Source organism: Sphingobium sp. SG1 (assembly GCF_057063145.1).
The window spans coordinates 221457-236173 of record NZ_JBVVOJ010000007.1; the positions used below are offsets into that span (position 1 = coordinate 221457).

The following is a 14717-nucleotide window of genomic DNA, read 5'->3' on the forward strand; positions in this document are numbered from 1 at the left end:
CACCCCCGTCCGCTCGGCACACCCTGTCCGCGCGAAGGACGACCACGACGGGCAGGTCTCCTGGCTCGCGGGTCATCGCTGATTCGTGCCGCCTTCTCAGAACCTTGCAGTCCCAATGGCATGTGGCACAAAAGCTCGCCGCTCACAGTTGCAGGGGCAGCCGGGGTCTTGAACCCCATTCCCTTTTCATCCCCGTTGCCAGGGAACCTGTCGCAGTCCGGGCGATAGGCGAGCCCGACTGGAGCGTCAATCTTCCTTGCCTGGCGGAGCGCGCCGGCTAAGGGAGGTGGCCATGCGGATATTTGCGCCCATCGGCCCCGGCAAGGGGATGATCGCCCTGGTGATCGCCCTGATCGGCGGTGCCACATTATGGGCGGCCACCGCTCGCCAGCCTGCCAGTGCAGGCAAGCGTCCGCAACGGATCGTGTCGCTCAACCTGTGCGCCGACCAGTTGCTGGTCGCGCTGGCCGATCGCGACCAGATTGCCGGCCTGACCCATAATGCCGCCGATCGGCAGATGTCGGCGGTGGCTGCCGTAACGAAGGGTCTGCCCATCCTCGACGGATCGGCCGAACAGATTTTGGCGACCAATCCCGATCTGGTGATCGGCATGCCGGCGCGGCGCAATCCGGCGATCGCGATCCTCAAGGCCCAGCATTATCCCGCCGTCGATCTGAAAAGCGCGGACAGCTATGCCGATATCGTCGCGTCGATCCGCACGGTGGCGCAGGCGATCGGCCATGCCGACCGCGGCGAAGCGATGATCGCGCGGATGGACCGGGAACTCGCCGCCCTGCCCCGCGCGCCGAAGCCCAAAGTCGCGGCCTATTATCAGCGGCGCGGCTACATGACCGGCACCGGCACGCTGGTCGACGACCTGATGACGCGGGCCGGCCTGCGCAACCTGGCCGCCGACCTTGGCAAGCCGGCGATCGCGCAGGTCAGCTTGGAGGAGATGGTCGCCGCCCAGCCCGACTATCTGATCGTCGAGAGCGCCACCGACCGGATCACCGACCAGGGCACCGAAATGCTGCATCATCCGGTGCTGCGCGACATAGCGCGCATCAGCCTGCCCCAGGCCTGGACCGTGTGCGGCGGGCCCGCCTATGTGCAGGCAGCCCGTGCTTTGTCACAGGCCGTCGGCGCTCGCTAAGTCCGACCGGGTTTCAGCCCTCTATGAAATTCGCTGCGACTTCGGCCGGCACCCGCATCAGCCGGCCGCTTTCCTTGTCGATCATCGCCCAGGTGGATTTGGCCGACACCTTCACCTTGCCGTCCGGCCCGGTGAACTCGATCAGCCGGTCGAACCGCGCGCCGCGCGGTCCTTCCGGAATCCAGGTGCGGCCCGACACGACATCGCCCTCGGTCACGTTGCCGCGATAATCGACCTCATGCCGGGTCACGACCCAGATATAGGCGTCGACATGGGCCGGATCGGCATCGGTCATCCAATGTTCGACCGACAATTGCTCCATCCACTGCACCCACACCGCATTGTTCACATGGCCCAGCACATCGATATGCTCGGGCCGCGCGGTGAATTGCTTGGTGAAGCTCGACGCCATCAGCCTTCCACTCCCAGCTGCCACAGGATGAACGCAAATTCCTCGGCGGTCTCGTGCAGGCTCTCGAACCGGCCCGACTTGCCGCCATGCCCCGCGCCCATATTGGTCTTGAGCAGCAGGATATTGCTGTCCGTCTTGGTCGCGCGCAGCTTCGCGACCCACTTCGCCGGCTCCCAATAGGTGACGCGCGGATCGTTGAGACCAGCGGTCACCATCAGCGGCGGATAATCCTGGGCGGTGACATGGGTGTAGGGATCATAGGACTGGATGGTGCGGAACGCGGCCTCATCCTCGATCGGATTGCCCCATTCGGGCCATTCGCCCGGCGTCAGCGGCAGCGTTTCGTCCAGCATGGTGTTGAGCACGTCGACGAACGGCACATGCGCCACCACCGCGCCCCACAGGTCGGGGTCGGAGTTGATGACCGCGCCCATCAGCTCGCCGCCGGCCGATCCGCCCGAAATGCTGATCCTGCCCTTGGCCGAATAGCCAAGATCGATCAGCCCCTTCGCGACATCGACGAAATCGGTGAAGGTGTTGGTGCGCTTGTCCAGCTTGCCGTCTAGGTACCATTGCTGGCCCATGTCGTCGCCGCCGCGAATATGGGCGATGGCAAAGGCAAAGCCGCGATCCAGCAGCGACAGGCGGCTGGTCGAAAAGCCCGGCTCCATTGCCAGACCATAGGCGCCATAGCCATAAAGGTGCAGCGGCGCGCTGCCGTCGCGGGGGAAGTCGGCGGGATAGACGATCGACACCGGAATCTGCGTGCCGTCGCGCGCCGGGATCATCAGCCGCTCGGTGGCATAAAGGCTGGCGTCATAGCCCGAGGGAATTTCCTGGACCTTGAGTATCTCCAGCTCACCCGTTGCCAGATGATAATCATAGATGGTGTCGGGCGTGACCATCGATTCATAGCCGATGCGCAGCTTCGTCACCTCATATTCGGGATTGTCGTCGAGACTCGCCGAATAGCTGGCTTCCGGGAACGGAATGCGCTTTGCCGCATGGGTCGCATAATCGCGCAGTTCGATCTGGTCGAGCCCGTCCTGCCGTCCTTCGGTGACGTAGAAGGTCTTGAACAGGGTGAAATCAGTCAGGTAGAAATGGGCATCGGCGCCGATCACTTCGTCCCACTGGTCGGGCGCGTCGAGCGATGCCTTCACCAGCCGGAAATTGGGGTGGGTGTCGTTGGTCTTGATGTAGAGCGTGCCCTCATGCTCATCGACATCATATTCGCGGCCGGCCTTGCGCGCGGAGACGAGCAGCGGCGTCGCGGTCGGATTGTCGGCCGGGATCAGCCAGGCTTCGCTGGTGACATGGTCGCCGGTCGCGATGACGATCCATTTTTCCGATGAGGTGAGGCCGATCGAGACGCGGAAGCCCTCATCATCCTCATGGAACAGCTCGACGTCGCTCGCGACATCCTGACCCAGCCAGTGCAGCCGCGCATTGTCGGTCCGCCAATTCTCGTTGGCCAGGCCATAGAGCAGCCCCTTTGAATCGCTGGTCCACACCAGCGACGACAATGTGTCGGGAATGACTTCGGGCAGGATTTCACCCGAAAACAGATCCTTGATCCGCGCCTCGAACCGTTCGGAGCCATTGGTGTCGATCGCATAGGCCAGATAGCGGCCGTCGGGGCTGACCGACATGGCGCCCAGACGAAAATAATCATGGCCCTGCGCCAGCGCCGGTTCGTCCAGGATCAGCTGGTCGTCACCGCCTGCTGCGGGCTTGCGATACCATTTGCGATATTGCGCGCCGGTCTCGAACGCGCGCCAGTAAATATAGTCGCCATCCTTTTGCGGGACCGACTGGTCATCTTCCTTGATGCGCCCCTTCATCTCGTGGAACAGCGTGTCGAGCAGGGGCTTGTGCGGCGCCATCGCGCCCTCGAACCAGGCGTTTTCGGCCTCCAGATAGGCCAGCACATCCTTGTCCTTGACGTCGGGATAGCCGGGGTCGCGCAGCCATGCGTAAGGATCGTCCACCGTGATGCCATGATGCGCGAAACTGTGCGGGCGGCGTTCGGCGATCGGCGGGGACAGGGGCGGCTGCATTTGATCGGTCATTAACTATCCATGGTCCAGACGGGGGCTGCGCTGGAATAAGCGCGCCGGCCCCTCTATGTTGTCGGCATTATGGCCAACGCAAGAGGCCGGAATGATCCAAGGGAAGTTCGATGTCCAGTTATGAAGATCGCCTGAAGGCCCTGCGCGCCCAGCTGGTACGCCAGAAGCTCGATGGTTTCGTGGTCCCCCTGACCGACGAGCATATGAGCGAATATGTCGGCGCCTATGCCCAGCGGCTCGCCTGGCTGACCGGTTTCCAGGGTTCGGCCGGCAGCGCCGTGGTCCTGCCGGAGGAGGCCGCGATCTTCGTCGACGGCCGCTACACGCTGCAGGTGCGCGAGCAGGTGGATGGCGCCCATTGGCAATATGAAAGCGTGCCGCAGACCTCGATCGCCGCCTGGTTGAAGGACCATGCGATCGAAGGCGCGCGCATCGGCTATGATTCCTGGCTGCACACCCGCGCCTGGGTGAAGCAGGCCACCGAAGCGCTGGCCCAGAAGGGCGCGGAGCTGGTGGCGGTCGATACCAATCCGGTCGACGCCGTCTGGCCCGATCGCCCGGCGCCCAGCGACGCCAAGCTGGTGGTCCATGCGGATCGCTATGCCGGCAAGAATGCGGCCGAGAAGCGCGCCGACATCGCCGACTGGCTGGTGTCGAAGAAGGCGGACGCCGCCGTCCTCTCCGCGCTCGATTCGATCGCCTGGGCCTTCAACATCCGCGGCAAGGATGTCGAGCGCACCCCGGTCGCGCTGGCCTATGCCATCGTCCATGCCGATGCGACCGCCGACCTCTATATTGCGCCGGAGAAGATGGACGAGGCGGTTGCCAAGCATCTGGGCAATGCCGTGCGCATCCATGACCGCGCCGCCTTTGCCGATGCGCTTGCCGACCTCAAGGGCAAGACCGTCGTCGCCGACCCAGAGCGGGCCGTCGCCGCCATCTTCGAGGCGCTCGACGCCGGCGGCGCCCAGATACTCAGCCTGCGCGACCCCGCCGTGCTGCCCAAGGCGATCAAGAACGACACCGAGATTGCCGGCCACAAGGCAGCGCAGGCGCGCGATGGCGCCGCCTTGAGCCGTTTCCTCCACTGGATCGCGGTGGAAGCGCCCAAGGGCGGCCTGACCGAACTCTCCGCCTCGGACCGGCTGGAGGCGTTCCGCAAGGATACCGGGCTGCTGGAGGATCTGTCCTTCGACACGATCAGCGGCGCCGGTCCCAATGGCGCGGTCGTCCATTATCGCGTCGAGGAAAAGACCAACCGCCCGATCGAGACCGGCAGCTTCTATCTGGTCGATTCGGGCGGCCAATATCGTGACGGCACCACCGACGTCACCCGCACCATCGCCATTGGCAGCCCTAGCGAAGAGATGAAGCAGCGCTTCACTCTGGTGCTGAAGGGCCATATCGCGCTGGCCCGCGCGGTCTTCCCGGTCGGCACGCGCGGCGGCCAGCTCGACGTGCTGGCACGCCAGTATCTCTGGGCGCAGGGTCTGGATTATGCCCATGGCACCGGCCATGGCGTTGGCAGCTTCCTGTCGGTGCATGAAGGGCCGCAACGGATCGCGACCTTCGGCGGCGGCGACGAGCCGCTGGTGGCGGGCATGATCCTCTCGAACGAGCCGGGCTATTACAAGACCGGCGAATATGGCATCCGCATCGAGAATCTGGTGCTGGTCGAGGAACGGGCGATCGCCGACGGCGAAAAGCCGATGCTGGGCTTCGAGACCCTGACCTTCGCGCCGATCGACCGCAACGCCATCGCCACCGACCTGCTGGATGCCGGTGAGCGCGCCTGGGTCGACGCCTATCATGCGCAGGTGCTGGCCGTGGTCGGCCCGCAGCTCGAAGGCGAGGCGCTGGCCTGGCTCCAGACGGCCTGCGCGCCGCTCTGACCCGAATCAGTCCTTGGACGATTCCGGCGCGGGGGTGGGCTCAGCCCCTTCCCGCGCCACATCGCGGCTCTGGGCCTTGCGCCGCCGCAGATTGTCGCGCAGCGCCTGCGCCAGCCTTGCTTTCTTTTCGTCCTGGGTCTCGCTCATGACGAAGCGCATAAGCAAAATGCATTATCTGCCGCAACCCGCCTTGACAGGAGGCAATGGGGCGGCCATAGGCGCGACCTCCGAAGCGCACGGCGCGACGGAGACGAAATAGAGTGCTGCCGTAGCTCAGTGGTAGAGCGCATCCTTGGTAAGGCTGAGGTCGCGAGTTCAATCCTCGCCGGCAGCACCATTTCTCCCCCCGACAGATGAAAAATCAGATCATCGCCCATCCGGCGAGGACCAGCCCCTGCGCCGCGGCGATCAGCCATAGCCACCGGACGAAAGGCTGTTTGCGCGTCTTGTGACGAAAGAGGTGGCAGGCGGCAAATGCACCCGGCGTCCCGCCTGCAAGCGCCCAGAGCAGCAAGGTCCGCTCGCGGATTCGCGCCATTCCCCGCACGGCCCGGCGCTTGTCGAACCCGAACAGCATGAAGGCCATCAGGTTCGCCAGCAGCAACCAGGCGAAGGCGAGGAACTGCGCGGCGGGAATCGGCTCAACCGCGCACGGTGACGCCGATCCAGAGCGTCCTGGGTGTCCCCAGGTCGATCGATCCGCCGGCATTGCGGGTGACGATATCCTCGTCGAACAAATTTTCCCCGCGCGCGACCAGGCTGATGCCATGGCCGATCGGCAGCCGAGCGATGGCGTCGAGCGTCAGCGCATCGGGCAGCACGTCGCTCTGCAGGTCATCCTCATATTGCTTGCCCACATAGCGCAGCGTAGCCGACAGTTCCGGCCCGGCCCTGGGCGCCCAGGCCAGCGTCGCGCTGGCGGAATGACGCGGCACCTGCGCCGGGGCGAAGCCATCGAACGCCATGCCCGGCGCATCGACCTTGCTGCGGCTATAGGCATAGGAAGCGAGCAGCGAGAAATCGGCCGGCAGTTGCGCGCTGGCGGTCAGTTCCACGCCCTTGGCCACGATCGCGTTCACATTCTGCCGCTGGCGGGTGTTGGCGATGCTGGTGAGGGTGACATTGGCAATCGCATCGTCGAGCCGGTTATAGAAGAGCGTGGCGGACAGTTGCACGCCCGATGCCGGGGTCAGGTCGATGCCGCCCTCCACACCTTTCAGCTTCTCGGGCTTCAAGGCCGCATTGGCCTGGGTGGTGATCGGGAAGACGACGAAGGGACGATAGAGCTCATTCAGCGTGGGCAGGCGGAAGCCGCTATAGGCCGCCCCGCGCAGCGCCACCGCATCGCTGACATGATAGAGCGCGCCGGCCCGGCCGGAAAATGCCCAGTCCGAGCGATTGGCGTAGCTGCTATCTTGCGTCACCGTCCCAGCCGCACTGACCGCCTTGTAGAAGCCGTTGCGGATCGACCAGCGATCCGCCCGCACCCCGCCGGTCAGGACAAGCTTGCCGCCAAAGACATCGGGGCTCCAGTCATCCTCGGCAAAGATGCCGGACGTGATCTGGTCGCCACCGGCATGGCGGCGCGATGTCAGCGGGTTGGTGGCGAGGCCGGCATTATAGGCATCCTCAAACATGTCGCCGGTGGCAAAGCGCGTATCCACGCCGATGCGCAGCACATGATCCTCGCCGACCGGCGGGCGCAGCTCGATCTTGCCGCCGATCCCGGTCGAGGGGGTGTTGCGCTGGTCGAGCGACTTGCGGAAGCTGGTGGAGGAGATGACGATGTTCGAGAAATTGCGCGCCTGGAGATAGGCGAGCGCATCGACCTGCCAGCGGCCGCGGCTGATATAGCGGATGCTGGCGTCCTGGCCCTGGCTCATGCTGTCGGCACCGGCAAAGCGCAGCGTGCGATTGTCCTGGAACAGGGTACCGCGAAACTGGATTTCCGAGGTCGCGTCGATCGGCGCGACGGCGCGAAGATTGGTCGACCAGCTGTCATAGACGGCGGGCACGGTGGCGGCGACGCGCTGGTCCTTCGGCGTGGTCTGGAAACCATCGCCCCGATCCCAGCGACCGGATAGCGACACGTAACCGCTGCCCAGATCCGGCGCGATGCTGGCCGACAGCTCGGTCGCATCCCTGCTGCCGTAGAAGGCGCTGGCGCCGAAGTGTGGCATCTGATCGCGGGTGGCGCTGGCCAGTTCGATCGTGCCGGCAACCGCGCCGGCGCCGAACGCGCCACTGCCCCCGCCGCGCGTCACCCGGACCAGTGCCAGCCGGTCGGGCACCAAAGCCGAAAAGGGGATATAGCCGAAAAAGGGATCGGCCACCGGCACGCCGTCGAGCAGCACCAGCGTCCGGCTCGACGCATTGCCGCCCAGCGCGCGCAGCGTGGCGCCCTGGTTCGACGGATTGGACGCGCGACTGTCAGATCGGCGGAACTGCTGGAAACCCGCGACATCGGCCAGCACGCTCTCGATCCGCCCCGACGCCGCATCCTCAAGCCGATCCCGGTCGATCACCACAGAGCCATAGGCCGGCGTACCGGGTGGCAGGGCGAGGCCCGTGCCCGTCACCACGATCGACGCGGCCTCATCCGCCGTCACATCGGGCGCCTGGGCAGCGGCGACGCCGGGCAGCGCGCACAGCATCAACGGCAGCGGCAGGATTTTCATGAAGCGCGTCCCCTTGGTCCGATTTTGCATCGGGGACTAGGAAGTCGCGCCCGCCACTGTCAAGCCGCGACCACCGGCAGCGCTGCCATCACCAATATCGCGCAGATACATGCACACCATGGCCAAAGGCGGCATGATTCGACGATTCGCCATGGGCCGATCCGCAGCCGCGTTCGCCCCGGCGCCACCCGCCAATTTAATCACACCGCCAAAACCCCCGGAAAACGGGGGATTTTTTCCTTTTTCAAAAAGTTTTTCATTTTTCTGCAATTCAGCCCTTGCCGACTTTGGAAACCACTGCTAGTTCGCCGCCACCCGCCGAGAGGGACACACTCTCCCGGCCGCCAAGAGCGGGCGTAGCTCAGGGGTAGAGCACAACCTTGCCAAGGTTGGGGTCGAGGGTTCGAATCCCTTCGCCCGCTCCAGAATTCTTCAATAAAATCAAAGAATTCTGGCCCGCCGGGGCCGATCGAAACCGCTTATTTTTTCTTCTGAAATCGCAAAGTAAGCGCATCGTAAGCATGTTTGGGGTAAGGCTCCGCTGTGCTTTTTCCATCACAGTTTACCAGCCTCTTGATCGCACCGGATGCCTTGCGCGATCGATTACACGTCGCCATCATCGTGACGTGAGGAAATCCGAAGACTGCCTCGCAATCATACCTACCAGGCATAATTTACGTCGGTCCACGAAGGATGGACGGCGGCCAAGAGATGACAGTGGCATGTCGAACCTCGGCACAGCGTAGAGGAAAGCAAACAGTTGGGCGGCTGCCCGATGGCAATTGCTGTCACCTGGATTCGACTTGTGCCCTCAAGCCTCTTTCCCGTGCCATCGTCCGCCAAAGTCCGTATCCTCTGGATGCCAAAACAGTCCCGCCTATGGGACGCCGACATCCGACGCCGTTCCTCCACCAGCCGAAAGCCTTGCGCAAACGTTCCAAACCGAGCGAATTGGGCTGATGCGCCATCTGGGCAAACGTCCCGGATGGGATGCCGCGCCTGATCTTGTCCAAGAAGTCTTCGTGCGCGCCGCAAGCAGCGAGCAGACGGGACGGCTCATAAATCCTGCCGCGTTCGTCAGGCCAATCGCCCGCAATTTGCTGATCGATCGAGCCCGAAAGATAGGACGTGACGATGTCGTATCAATCCTGCCCCCACCATTGGCCTCTTCTCATGATTATCGTCACCGGCGCCAACCGCTCATACCCCGGCCGTCACGCATGTCAGGCTAACTTTCAGTGACGGCGTGCGACGCCATCACTCTCGGTTACGATATTGTGCAAATGCGCGGACCACGCGTTCATAGCCGCGACCTTCTCATCTAGATATTCGTACAGGTTGTAGATCGCCCTTATCCCCGACACCTCACCACTTTGGTGATGGTTTATCGCGCGCTCCGTCACTTCTATGGGGAAGCCGAGCGCTTGCAGATTGGTCGTTCCCGTCCTTCGAAGGTCATGGAGCCGCCAAGGACTTATTGTCACCTCGTGCCGGTCTTCACCCAATGCGACAGCCGAGGCATCGGCAGCATCCTGCATGTAGGATAGTACCGCTCGATCCAGCGCCGTCTTCATGTCCGAGAAGTTTGATACCGGAGTCTTCCCTGTGGATGAAGGGAGCACCAGGCCACGCTTTTTCCAGCCGATTGTGTCGAGTTCAGCAAACGCCAAGGGGCTCAAAGGTACTAAATGATCCTGGCCGTTCTTCGCGCGAAAACCGTCAATTCGCCACAAGAGCCGATCGCGGTCCAATTCGCTCCAGGGCAGCGCTGCAACTTCACTCCGGCGCTGGAGTGTAATCATGAGCAACCGAACGAGCGCGCCACGCGGATCTTCAAGCTCATAACTTGCGTGCCAGATCGCTCTCAGTTCCGCAGGTGTCAGCACCCGTTTACGAGCCTTTACACCGGAAGGAGGATCAACCTTCTCCATTGGCGAACGAGCGATGTCATCTCGCTTGTCAGCCCATTTGAATAGCGCGCTCAAGACGGCCCATGTCGTCCGTTGGATGCCTGGACGGTGCCGCAACCTGTCGAGAACCTGATAGATATGCTCTGCGCCGATATCTGGAATTGGCTTATCGCCCAGTACCGGAACGGCGTGCATCTCGAGTACCCGCTTCGCTTGCTTCCATGATTTGCCCCATTCCGGCTCGAGATATCCTTCGGCAAAAGTTTCGACATAAGCGGCGAACCCTTTAGTCTCGCGAATGCGGTTGCGCTCTTTCTGCTCGGCGATCGGATCGACACCTTGCGACACCAGTATCGAGAGCCGCTCAGCTTCCTCTCTAGCCTTGGCTGGCGTCCACGGTGCACCATAGCGACCGATCGTCCAGCGCTTCGTCTTGGTGCCTCGCCCCCCGAGCCGATACTGAAAGATGAACACCTTCCCACCGGCCGGCGTCACCTTGAGCCCAAAGCCGCTCAGATTTTCATCCCAAAGGAATTGATCTCGCTCGGACCTTTCAAGCGCGTCGATCGTCCGCTTGCCCAATTTCGCTTGTGCCATAGCAATCACCTCTAGCAATCACGCAGCAATCACCATACAGAAAAGTCGGGAAAACGGAAGGTAAGGCTAGAGTAGAAAAAACCTCGGAAAATAGCCATTCTAGAGAGTTTTTGAGAAGTTTGGAAAACTCTGGAAAAGCCATAGCATCACACTGGGGTTGTGGGGGGTCGGAGGTTCGAATCCTCTCGTCCCGACCAAAATTCTCCGAACATCGCCATAATCCATGATTTTCGCCGCTTCGGCGGAGGGCCTGCCCCTGCGTGTCAAACGCTGCCGGCGCGGATCTTGGCAAACATGTCCGCAAAGGTCAGCCGGCTATCGATCCGGGTGAAGATGCGCATCGGTCGGCCGGCTGGATGTGCAACATAGCCCGCCTGATCGTTGATCCGCGGCGTCGGCCGGATCAGATAATCGCTCGACGCCGCATCGGGATCGAAGGAGGATTGCAGCGCGGTCAGCGTGACCAGCGGACTGTCCCCCAATATATAGGTTTCGCCGAGCGGCGCATCGATCCGCCTGATTGCCCGCTCCAACTGATCCAGCAGATAACGGCCGAGCCGCCCCGCCCCTGCCAGTTCCCGGTCGAGTTCGGCATGACTGATCATCAGCGTGCGATAGACGTTGCGCGGCACCTGCCAGATCTCGACTGCCGAATCGTTGAACAATGCCTGCGCGGCGGCCAGATCGATGGTCAGATTATATTCCTTGCTTGCCCGGACATGGACGGTGGGATCGACATCCCCATGTTCCGGCCCGCCGATCCAGACCAGGATGATCCGCCGTGCGATCTCCGGCCGCAGGCGCACCGCCTCGGCCAGGTCGGTCAGGCCAGCCCCCGCAACATAGAAGAGGGGCACTTTGCTATCGGTCCGTTGCGCTTCGGCGATGATCGCGGTCACCGCCGGGGTGGCCGATGGCGGCGTGCCGGGCGCCGGCGCGGCATTGCGCCCCGCCAGCACCGGCGGTCGATGCGGCAGCCGCATGCAATCCATCATGTGGCGGACGCATTGCACGGCGTTGTCGGCTTGCCGGTCCGACCCGTCGAGGAAATCCCTGGGATGAATATGCGATCCGATGACCAGCGGGATCTGCACCGAAGGCGACAACAGATGATGCGCCAGTTGAAACAGGCCATCGGGATCGCCGGAAAAATCATTGTCGATGATCACCCGGCTGCGGACCCGCGCGGTCAGGGCATGAGCCGGCCCGGTCAGTGATGCCTGGCCGGCCAGCCCCACAAGCCCCGCCAGCCATGTTCGCCGATCGATGATAAGCCTGTTCTGCACGACCTGACCCTCCCCATGTCGCCCCATTGGACATGCGACCACATTGCGGGACCATGACCCACAATGTCAAACAAGACCCGGAAATGCCGGAAGATCAGCCCGCCGCCTCTGCCGTATCCTCCCTCTCGCCCGCCATCGCCAGCAGCAGGTCGATCTTGTCGTGCAGGCTGGCAATCTGCGCCTCCGACCGCAGGTTGGTCTCATAGTCGAGCCGCGCCTCCAGCCGGTCCTTCGCCGCCTGGCGATTCTGGCTCATCATGATGATCGGCGCCTGCAGCGCGGCCAGCATCGACAGCATCAGGTTGAGGAAGATGAAGGGAAAGGGATCAAAGGCGTGGCGCGCCAGCACCAGCGTGTTCAGCAGCGCCCAGGCGACCAGGAACAGGCTGAAACCGATGATGAAGCGCCAGGAACCGCCGATCGCCGCGACCCGGTCGGCCAGTCGCTCGCCATAGGTCTGGCCGTCATCGAACAGGCGGTTGAGATCAGGGGCCTGGGGCCCGCGGCGCAGGGAGCCGACGAGAAAACGGATGGCTGCATTCATGGATCACCTCGTGCGACCGCGCCTTCGGGGCGGGCGGGTGATCCGAACCTGTCAGTTCGCCCCCATGCCCGAACGCGCGGTCTTTCGACTATGGTCGTTGTCGGACATGATTTCCTCGAAAGGATGGGCGGAATATTCCGGTTGGAACAGGGTCGCCGCTAGACCCCGCGCCGCGCCGGATCAATCCACGCAATTATGAAATCTTGGTCATGTTGGGGTGGCTTGCGGACCGTGGGCCTACCCTCTCCCGTTCACGGGAGAGGGAGGGGCCCGCGCCAAAGGCGTGGGAGGGTGAGGGCCTTCTGAAACAAGCCGCCCTCATCCAACTTCGCCTAACCGGCTTTGCCGGCAAGGCTTGGTATCCTTCTCCCGCCAACGGGAGAAGGAATGAGCACTTCCGCTCGCTTCGCGCCAGGCAGCTTTCCGCCCGGAAGCGGACCAAGCGCTATCCGGGCAGCGCCATGCCGGCCCCGCCCCGACACCCCCTTTCCTACGCCCCCTCTCCCTGCTCTACACTTGGTGCGTGAGTGAATGCGCCCGCGCCAATCGACCGGCGCGTGCCGCGTGCAAGAAAGGCGCGTGGGTGTCGCGTCCGGGGCGCGTGCCGCGCGCGGCGTTGACGCGGCACGATGGCCCAGCCCCTGTTGGACGGGACGCGTTCCAGCGCATGACCGACGCGCAGCAGAGGCGTTGCCGACGCGTTTCAGGCGCAAACGACCCCAGAAGCCCGTTTACACTGTGAACTTCGACAGACGCGCCCATGCCATTCGACCCTGTCCTACAGATAACCATATGGGATAAATGATTCGCCATCCACGAACCATGGAAGGGCCAATCATGAACATCGACACATTGCTGGACGAACTGATCGCGCGGGAGGGTGGCTATGTCGATCATCCGGCCGATCGCGGCGGGCCGACCAATATGGGCATCACGCTGGGCGTCGCGCGGGCGAACGGCTTTGCCGGCGACATGCGTCGCCTGCCACCCGCCACCGCGCGCACCATCTACCGCCAGCTTTACTGGGATGGGCCGGGCTATGCCGCTGTCGCGCAGCAGAGCATGGCGCTCGCCGCCGAACTGTTCGACACCGCCGTCAACATGGGGCCGGGCGTCGCCAGCACCTTTCTCCAGCGAGCGCTCAACGCCCTCAACCGCAACCAGCGCGACTATCCCGACCTCAGGGCCGATGGCGCGATCGGCGCCCGCACGCTCGCCGCGCTGCGCGCCTTCCGCACCCTGCGCGGCGCAGCCGGCGACACCGTTCTGATCAAGGCGATCGAGGCCTTGCAGGGCGAACGCTATCTGGCGCTGGCCGAAAGCCGCCCGGCCAACGAGGCCTTTCTCTATGGCAGGCTCGCCAACCGCATCGGCTGAAGGGAGACGCGATCATGTTGAAGACCGACGACATTCCTCTCCCCACCGAGCCGACGGACCTGTGGACCCAGCGGTCGCGGCCGGCCTTTCTCTACGTCATCTATGCGCTGCTGCTCTGGTCGATCCCGATGGGGCTGATCTCGGGCTGGCAGCCGGAGGTGGCGGGCGCGATCATCGCGGGCATGCGCGCCTATCTCGACGCCCTGCCAGAGCCACTCTACGCCCTCTTCGGCACCGCCTATCTCGGCTATACGGCAGCCCATGCCTGGGGCAAGGCGAGGGGCACGGAGCGCTGACAGGAACGGGCGGGGCGCCTGCGCGCCCTGCCCCACTCAATTATTGACGTAGAAGTCGCGCAGTGCCCGCGCATCATGCAGGGCATTGTGCGGCACCCGGCTGTTGGCCGCCGCGCTGAAGCCCGCCGCATTGATCAGTTCCAGCCGCAGCCCATAGTCGACCGCCGCCATCTGCCCCGGCCCGGTGGTCAGCAGCGCGCAGAAATGGGCCAGATCCTCGGGCCAGTCGGCGATGACCACCGGATCGGAATCGCCATCCAGATAGGCGGCGATATGGTCGGCCGCCTCGATCCGGCTGAGTTCATGGTCCAGCCCCGGCGGCACATGGCGCAGATAGGGGATGACATGGCGCTCGACCCAGGGTTCGATCACATCGGGCAGTGGCAGCGACGCATAGAAATCATCGTCGCCATGTTCGGGCACCAGCGCCACGCTGATCAGCGCGCCGCCAAAGCCGTTGAATTCGGTATCGAGAAAATAACGCATGATGGGGGTGCCGA

Annotated in this window: 15 protein-coding genes, 2 tRNA genes and 1 riboswitch; of the genes, 7 read left to right on the forward strand and 10 right to left on the reverse strand. The window is 63.5% G+C overall.

What is annotated here, in order from left to right; all coding sequences use genetic code 11:
• Positions 1-33: 33 nt before the first annotated feature.
• A riboswitch (cobalamin riboswitch) is annotated at positions 34-226 on the reverse strand.
• A 66-nt stretch (positions 227-292) separates the two neighbouring features.
• On the forward strand, positions 293-1153 hold the full coding sequence (locus AC0KVN_RS16960) for an ABC transporter substrate-binding protein (RefSeq protein ID WP_435567621.1): 861 nt from the start codon (positions 293-295) through the stop codon (positions 1151-1153).
• A 13-nt stretch (positions 1154-1166) separates the two neighbouring features.
• Here AC0KVN_RS16960 and AC0KVN_RS16965 read toward each other — a convergent pair whose 3' ends face one another.
• Positions 1167-1565, reverse strand: coding sequence for an acyl-CoA thioesterase (locus AC0KVN_RS16965; protein ID WP_004209723.1), 399 nt, complete (start codon positions 1563-1565; stop codon positions 1167-1169).
• A complete protein-coding gene (locus AC0KVN_RS16970; protein WP_435567620.1) occupies positions 1565-3637 on the reverse strand; it encodes a S9 family peptidase in 2073 nt (690 codons plus the stop codon). The genes AC0KVN_RS16965 and AC0KVN_RS16970 overlap by 1 nt, the downstream gene beginning before the upstream one ends.
• 110 nt (positions 3638-3747) lie before the next feature.
• Here AC0KVN_RS16970 and AC0KVN_RS16975 point away from each other — a divergent pair, with 110 nt between their 5' ends.
• Positions 3748-5529, forward strand: coding sequence for an aminopeptidase P family protein (locus tag AC0KVN_RS16975; RefSeq protein ID WP_435567619.1), 1782 nt, complete (start codon positions 3748-3750; stop codon positions 5527-5529).
• A gap of 6 nt (positions 5530-5535) precedes the next feature.
• Here the strand turns inward: AC0KVN_RS16975 and AC0KVN_RS16980 are convergent, their stop codons facing one another.
• Positions 5536-5676 carry a hypothetical protein gene (locus tag AC0KVN_RS16980; protein ID WP_164522487.1) on the reverse strand — a complete coding sequence of 47 codons (141 nt, stop codon included), beginning with the start codon at positions 5674-5676 and terminating at the stop codon, positions 5536-5538.
• A gap of 115 nt (positions 5677-5791) precedes the next feature.
• Between AC0KVN_RS16980 and AC0KVN_RS16985 the strand changes: the two genes are divergently transcribed.
• A tRNA-Thr gene (locus AC0KVN_RS16985) sits at positions 5792-5866 on the forward strand.
• 24 nt (positions 5867-5890) lie between these two features.
• On the opposite strand, the gene AC0KVN_RS16990 is transcribed toward AC0KVN_RS16985, so the two are convergent.
• The 3 genes from AC0KVN_RS16990 to AC0KVN_RS17000 are packed head-to-tail and all read right to left on the reverse strand — an operon-like array spanning position 5891 to position 8477.
• Entirely contained in the window at positions 5891-6115 is a 225-nt protein-coding gene (locus tag AC0KVN_RS16990; protein WP_435567618.1) for a DUF1294 domain-containing protein, read from the reverse strand.
• A 55-nt stretch (positions 6116-6170) separates the two neighbouring features.
• Positions 6171-8207 (reverse strand): TonB-dependent receptor, encoded by a 2037-nt coding sequence (locus tag AC0KVN_RS16995; RefSeq protein ID WP_435567617.1) that lies wholly within the window; start codon positions 8205-8207, stop codon positions 6171-6173.
• 36 nt (positions 8208-8243) lie between these two features.
• On the reverse strand, positions 8244-8477 hold the full coding sequence (locus AC0KVN_RS17000; RefSeq protein ID WP_139149968.1) for a hypothetical protein: 234 nt from the start codon (positions 8475-8477) through the stop codon (positions 8244-8246).
• Positions 8478-8557: 80 nt separating this feature from the next.
• Here AC0KVN_RS17000 and AC0KVN_RS17005 point away from each other — a divergent pair.
• Positions 8558-8632, forward strand: a tRNA-Gly gene (locus AC0KVN_RS17005).
• Positions 8633-9010: 378 nt separating this feature from the next.
• Complete coding sequence (locus AC0KVN_RS17010; protein ID WP_483656217.1) at positions 9011-9439, forward strand: sigma factor; 429 nt, start codon at positions 9011-9013, stop codon at positions 9437-9439.
• A gap of 3 nt (positions 9440-9442) precedes the next feature.
• Here the strand turns inward: AC0KVN_RS17010 and AC0KVN_RS17015 are convergent, their stop codons facing one another.
• The 3 genes from AC0KVN_RS17015 to AC0KVN_RS17025 all read right to left on the reverse strand — a co-directional run bounded on the left by AC0KVN_RS17015 (position 9443) and on the right by AC0KVN_RS17025 (position 12544).
• Entirely contained in the window at positions 9443-10714 is a 1272-nt protein-coding gene (locus AC0KVN_RS17015; protein ID WP_483656218.1) for a tyrosine-type recombinase/integrase, read from the reverse strand.
• Between the two features lie 263 nt (positions 10715-10977).
• Positions 10978-12000 carry a nucleoside hydrolase gene (locus tag AC0KVN_RS17020; protein WP_435566932.1) on the reverse strand — a complete coding sequence of 341 codons (1023 nt, stop codon included), beginning with the start codon at positions 11998-12000 and terminating at the stop codon, positions 10978-10980.
• A gap of 94 nt (positions 12001-12094) precedes the next feature.
• On the reverse strand, positions 12095-12544 hold the full coding sequence (locus AC0KVN_RS17025; RefSeq protein WP_435566931.1) for a DUF1003 domain-containing protein: 450 nt from the start codon (positions 12542-12544) through the stop codon (positions 12095-12097).
• A gap of 837 nt (positions 12545-13381) precedes the next feature.
• Here AC0KVN_RS17025 and AC0KVN_RS17030 point away from each other — a divergent pair.
• Entirely contained in the window at positions 13382-13921 is a 540-nt protein-coding gene (locus AC0KVN_RS17030) for a glycoside hydrolase family 108 protein (protein ID WP_435566930.1), read from the forward strand.
• 14 nt (positions 13922-13935) lie between these two features.
• Positions 13936-14217: a 3TM-type holin gene (locus AC0KVN_RS17035; protein ID WP_017499646.1), complete on the forward strand. Its 282-nt coding sequence runs from the start codon at positions 13936-13938 to the stop codon at positions 14215-14217.
• 36 nt (positions 14218-14253) lie between these two features.
• On the opposite strand, the gene AC0KVN_RS17040 is transcribed toward AC0KVN_RS17035, so the two are convergent.
• Positions 14254-14703, reverse strand: a complete 450-nt coding sequence (locus AC0KVN_RS17040) for a hypothetical protein (RefSeq protein ID WP_483656222.1) — start codon at positions 14701-14703, stop codon at positions 14254-14256.
• Between the last annotated feature and the right edge of the window lie 14 nt (positions 14704-14717).

Bases quoted from the DNA above. Each gene is read 5' to 3' on its own strand.
- AC0KVN_RS16975 (WP_435567619.1), top strand. From the start codon at position 3,748: ATGTCCAGTTATGAAGATCGCCTGAAGGCCCTGCGCGCCCAGCTGGTA.
- AC0KVN_RS16965 (WP_004209723.1), bottom strand. From the start codon at position 1,565: ATGGCGTCGAGCTTCACCAAGCAATTCACCGCGCGGCCCGAGCATATC.
- AC0KVN_RS17030 (WP_435566930.1), top strand. From the start codon at position 13,382: ATGAACATCGACACATTGCTGGACGAACTGATCGCGCGGGAGGGTGGC.
- AC0KVN_RS16995 (WP_435567617.1), bottom strand. From the start codon at position 8,207: ATGAAAATCCTGCCGCTGCCGTTGATGCTGTGCGCGCTGCCCGGCGTC.
- AC0KVN_RS16960 (WP_435567621.1), top strand. From the start codon at position 293: ATGCGGATATTTGCGCCCATCGGCCCCGGCAAGGGGATGATCGCCCTG.
- AC0KVN_RS17035 (WP_017499646.1), top strand. From the start codon at position 13,936: ATGTTGAAGACCGACGACATTCCTCTCCCCACCGAGCCGACGGACCTG.
- AC0KVN_RS17025 (WP_435566931.1), bottom strand. From the start codon at position 12,544: ATGAATGCAGCCATCCGTTTTCTCGTCGGCTCCCTGCGCCGCGGGCCC.
- AC0KVN_RS16980 (WP_164522487.1), bottom strand. From the start codon at position 5,676: ATGAGCGAGACCCAGGACGAAAAGAAAGCAAGGCTGGCGCAGGCGCTG.
- AC0KVN_RS17015 (WP_483656218.1), bottom strand. From the start codon at position 10,714: ATGGCACAAGCGAAATTGGGCAAGCGGACGATCGACGCGCTTGAAAGG.
- AC0KVN_RS16970 (WP_435567620.1), bottom strand. From the start codon at position 3,637: ATGACCGATCAAATGCAGCCGCCCCTGTCCCCGCCGATCGCCGAACGC.
- AC0KVN_RS17040 (WP_483656222.1), bottom strand. From the start codon at position 14,703: ATGCGTTATTTTCTCGATACCGAATTCAACGGCTTTGGCGGCGCGCTG.
- AC0KVN_RS16990 (WP_435567618.1), bottom strand. From the start codon at position 6,115: ATGGCCTTCATGCTGTTCGGGTTCGACAAGCGCCGGGCCGTGCGGGGA.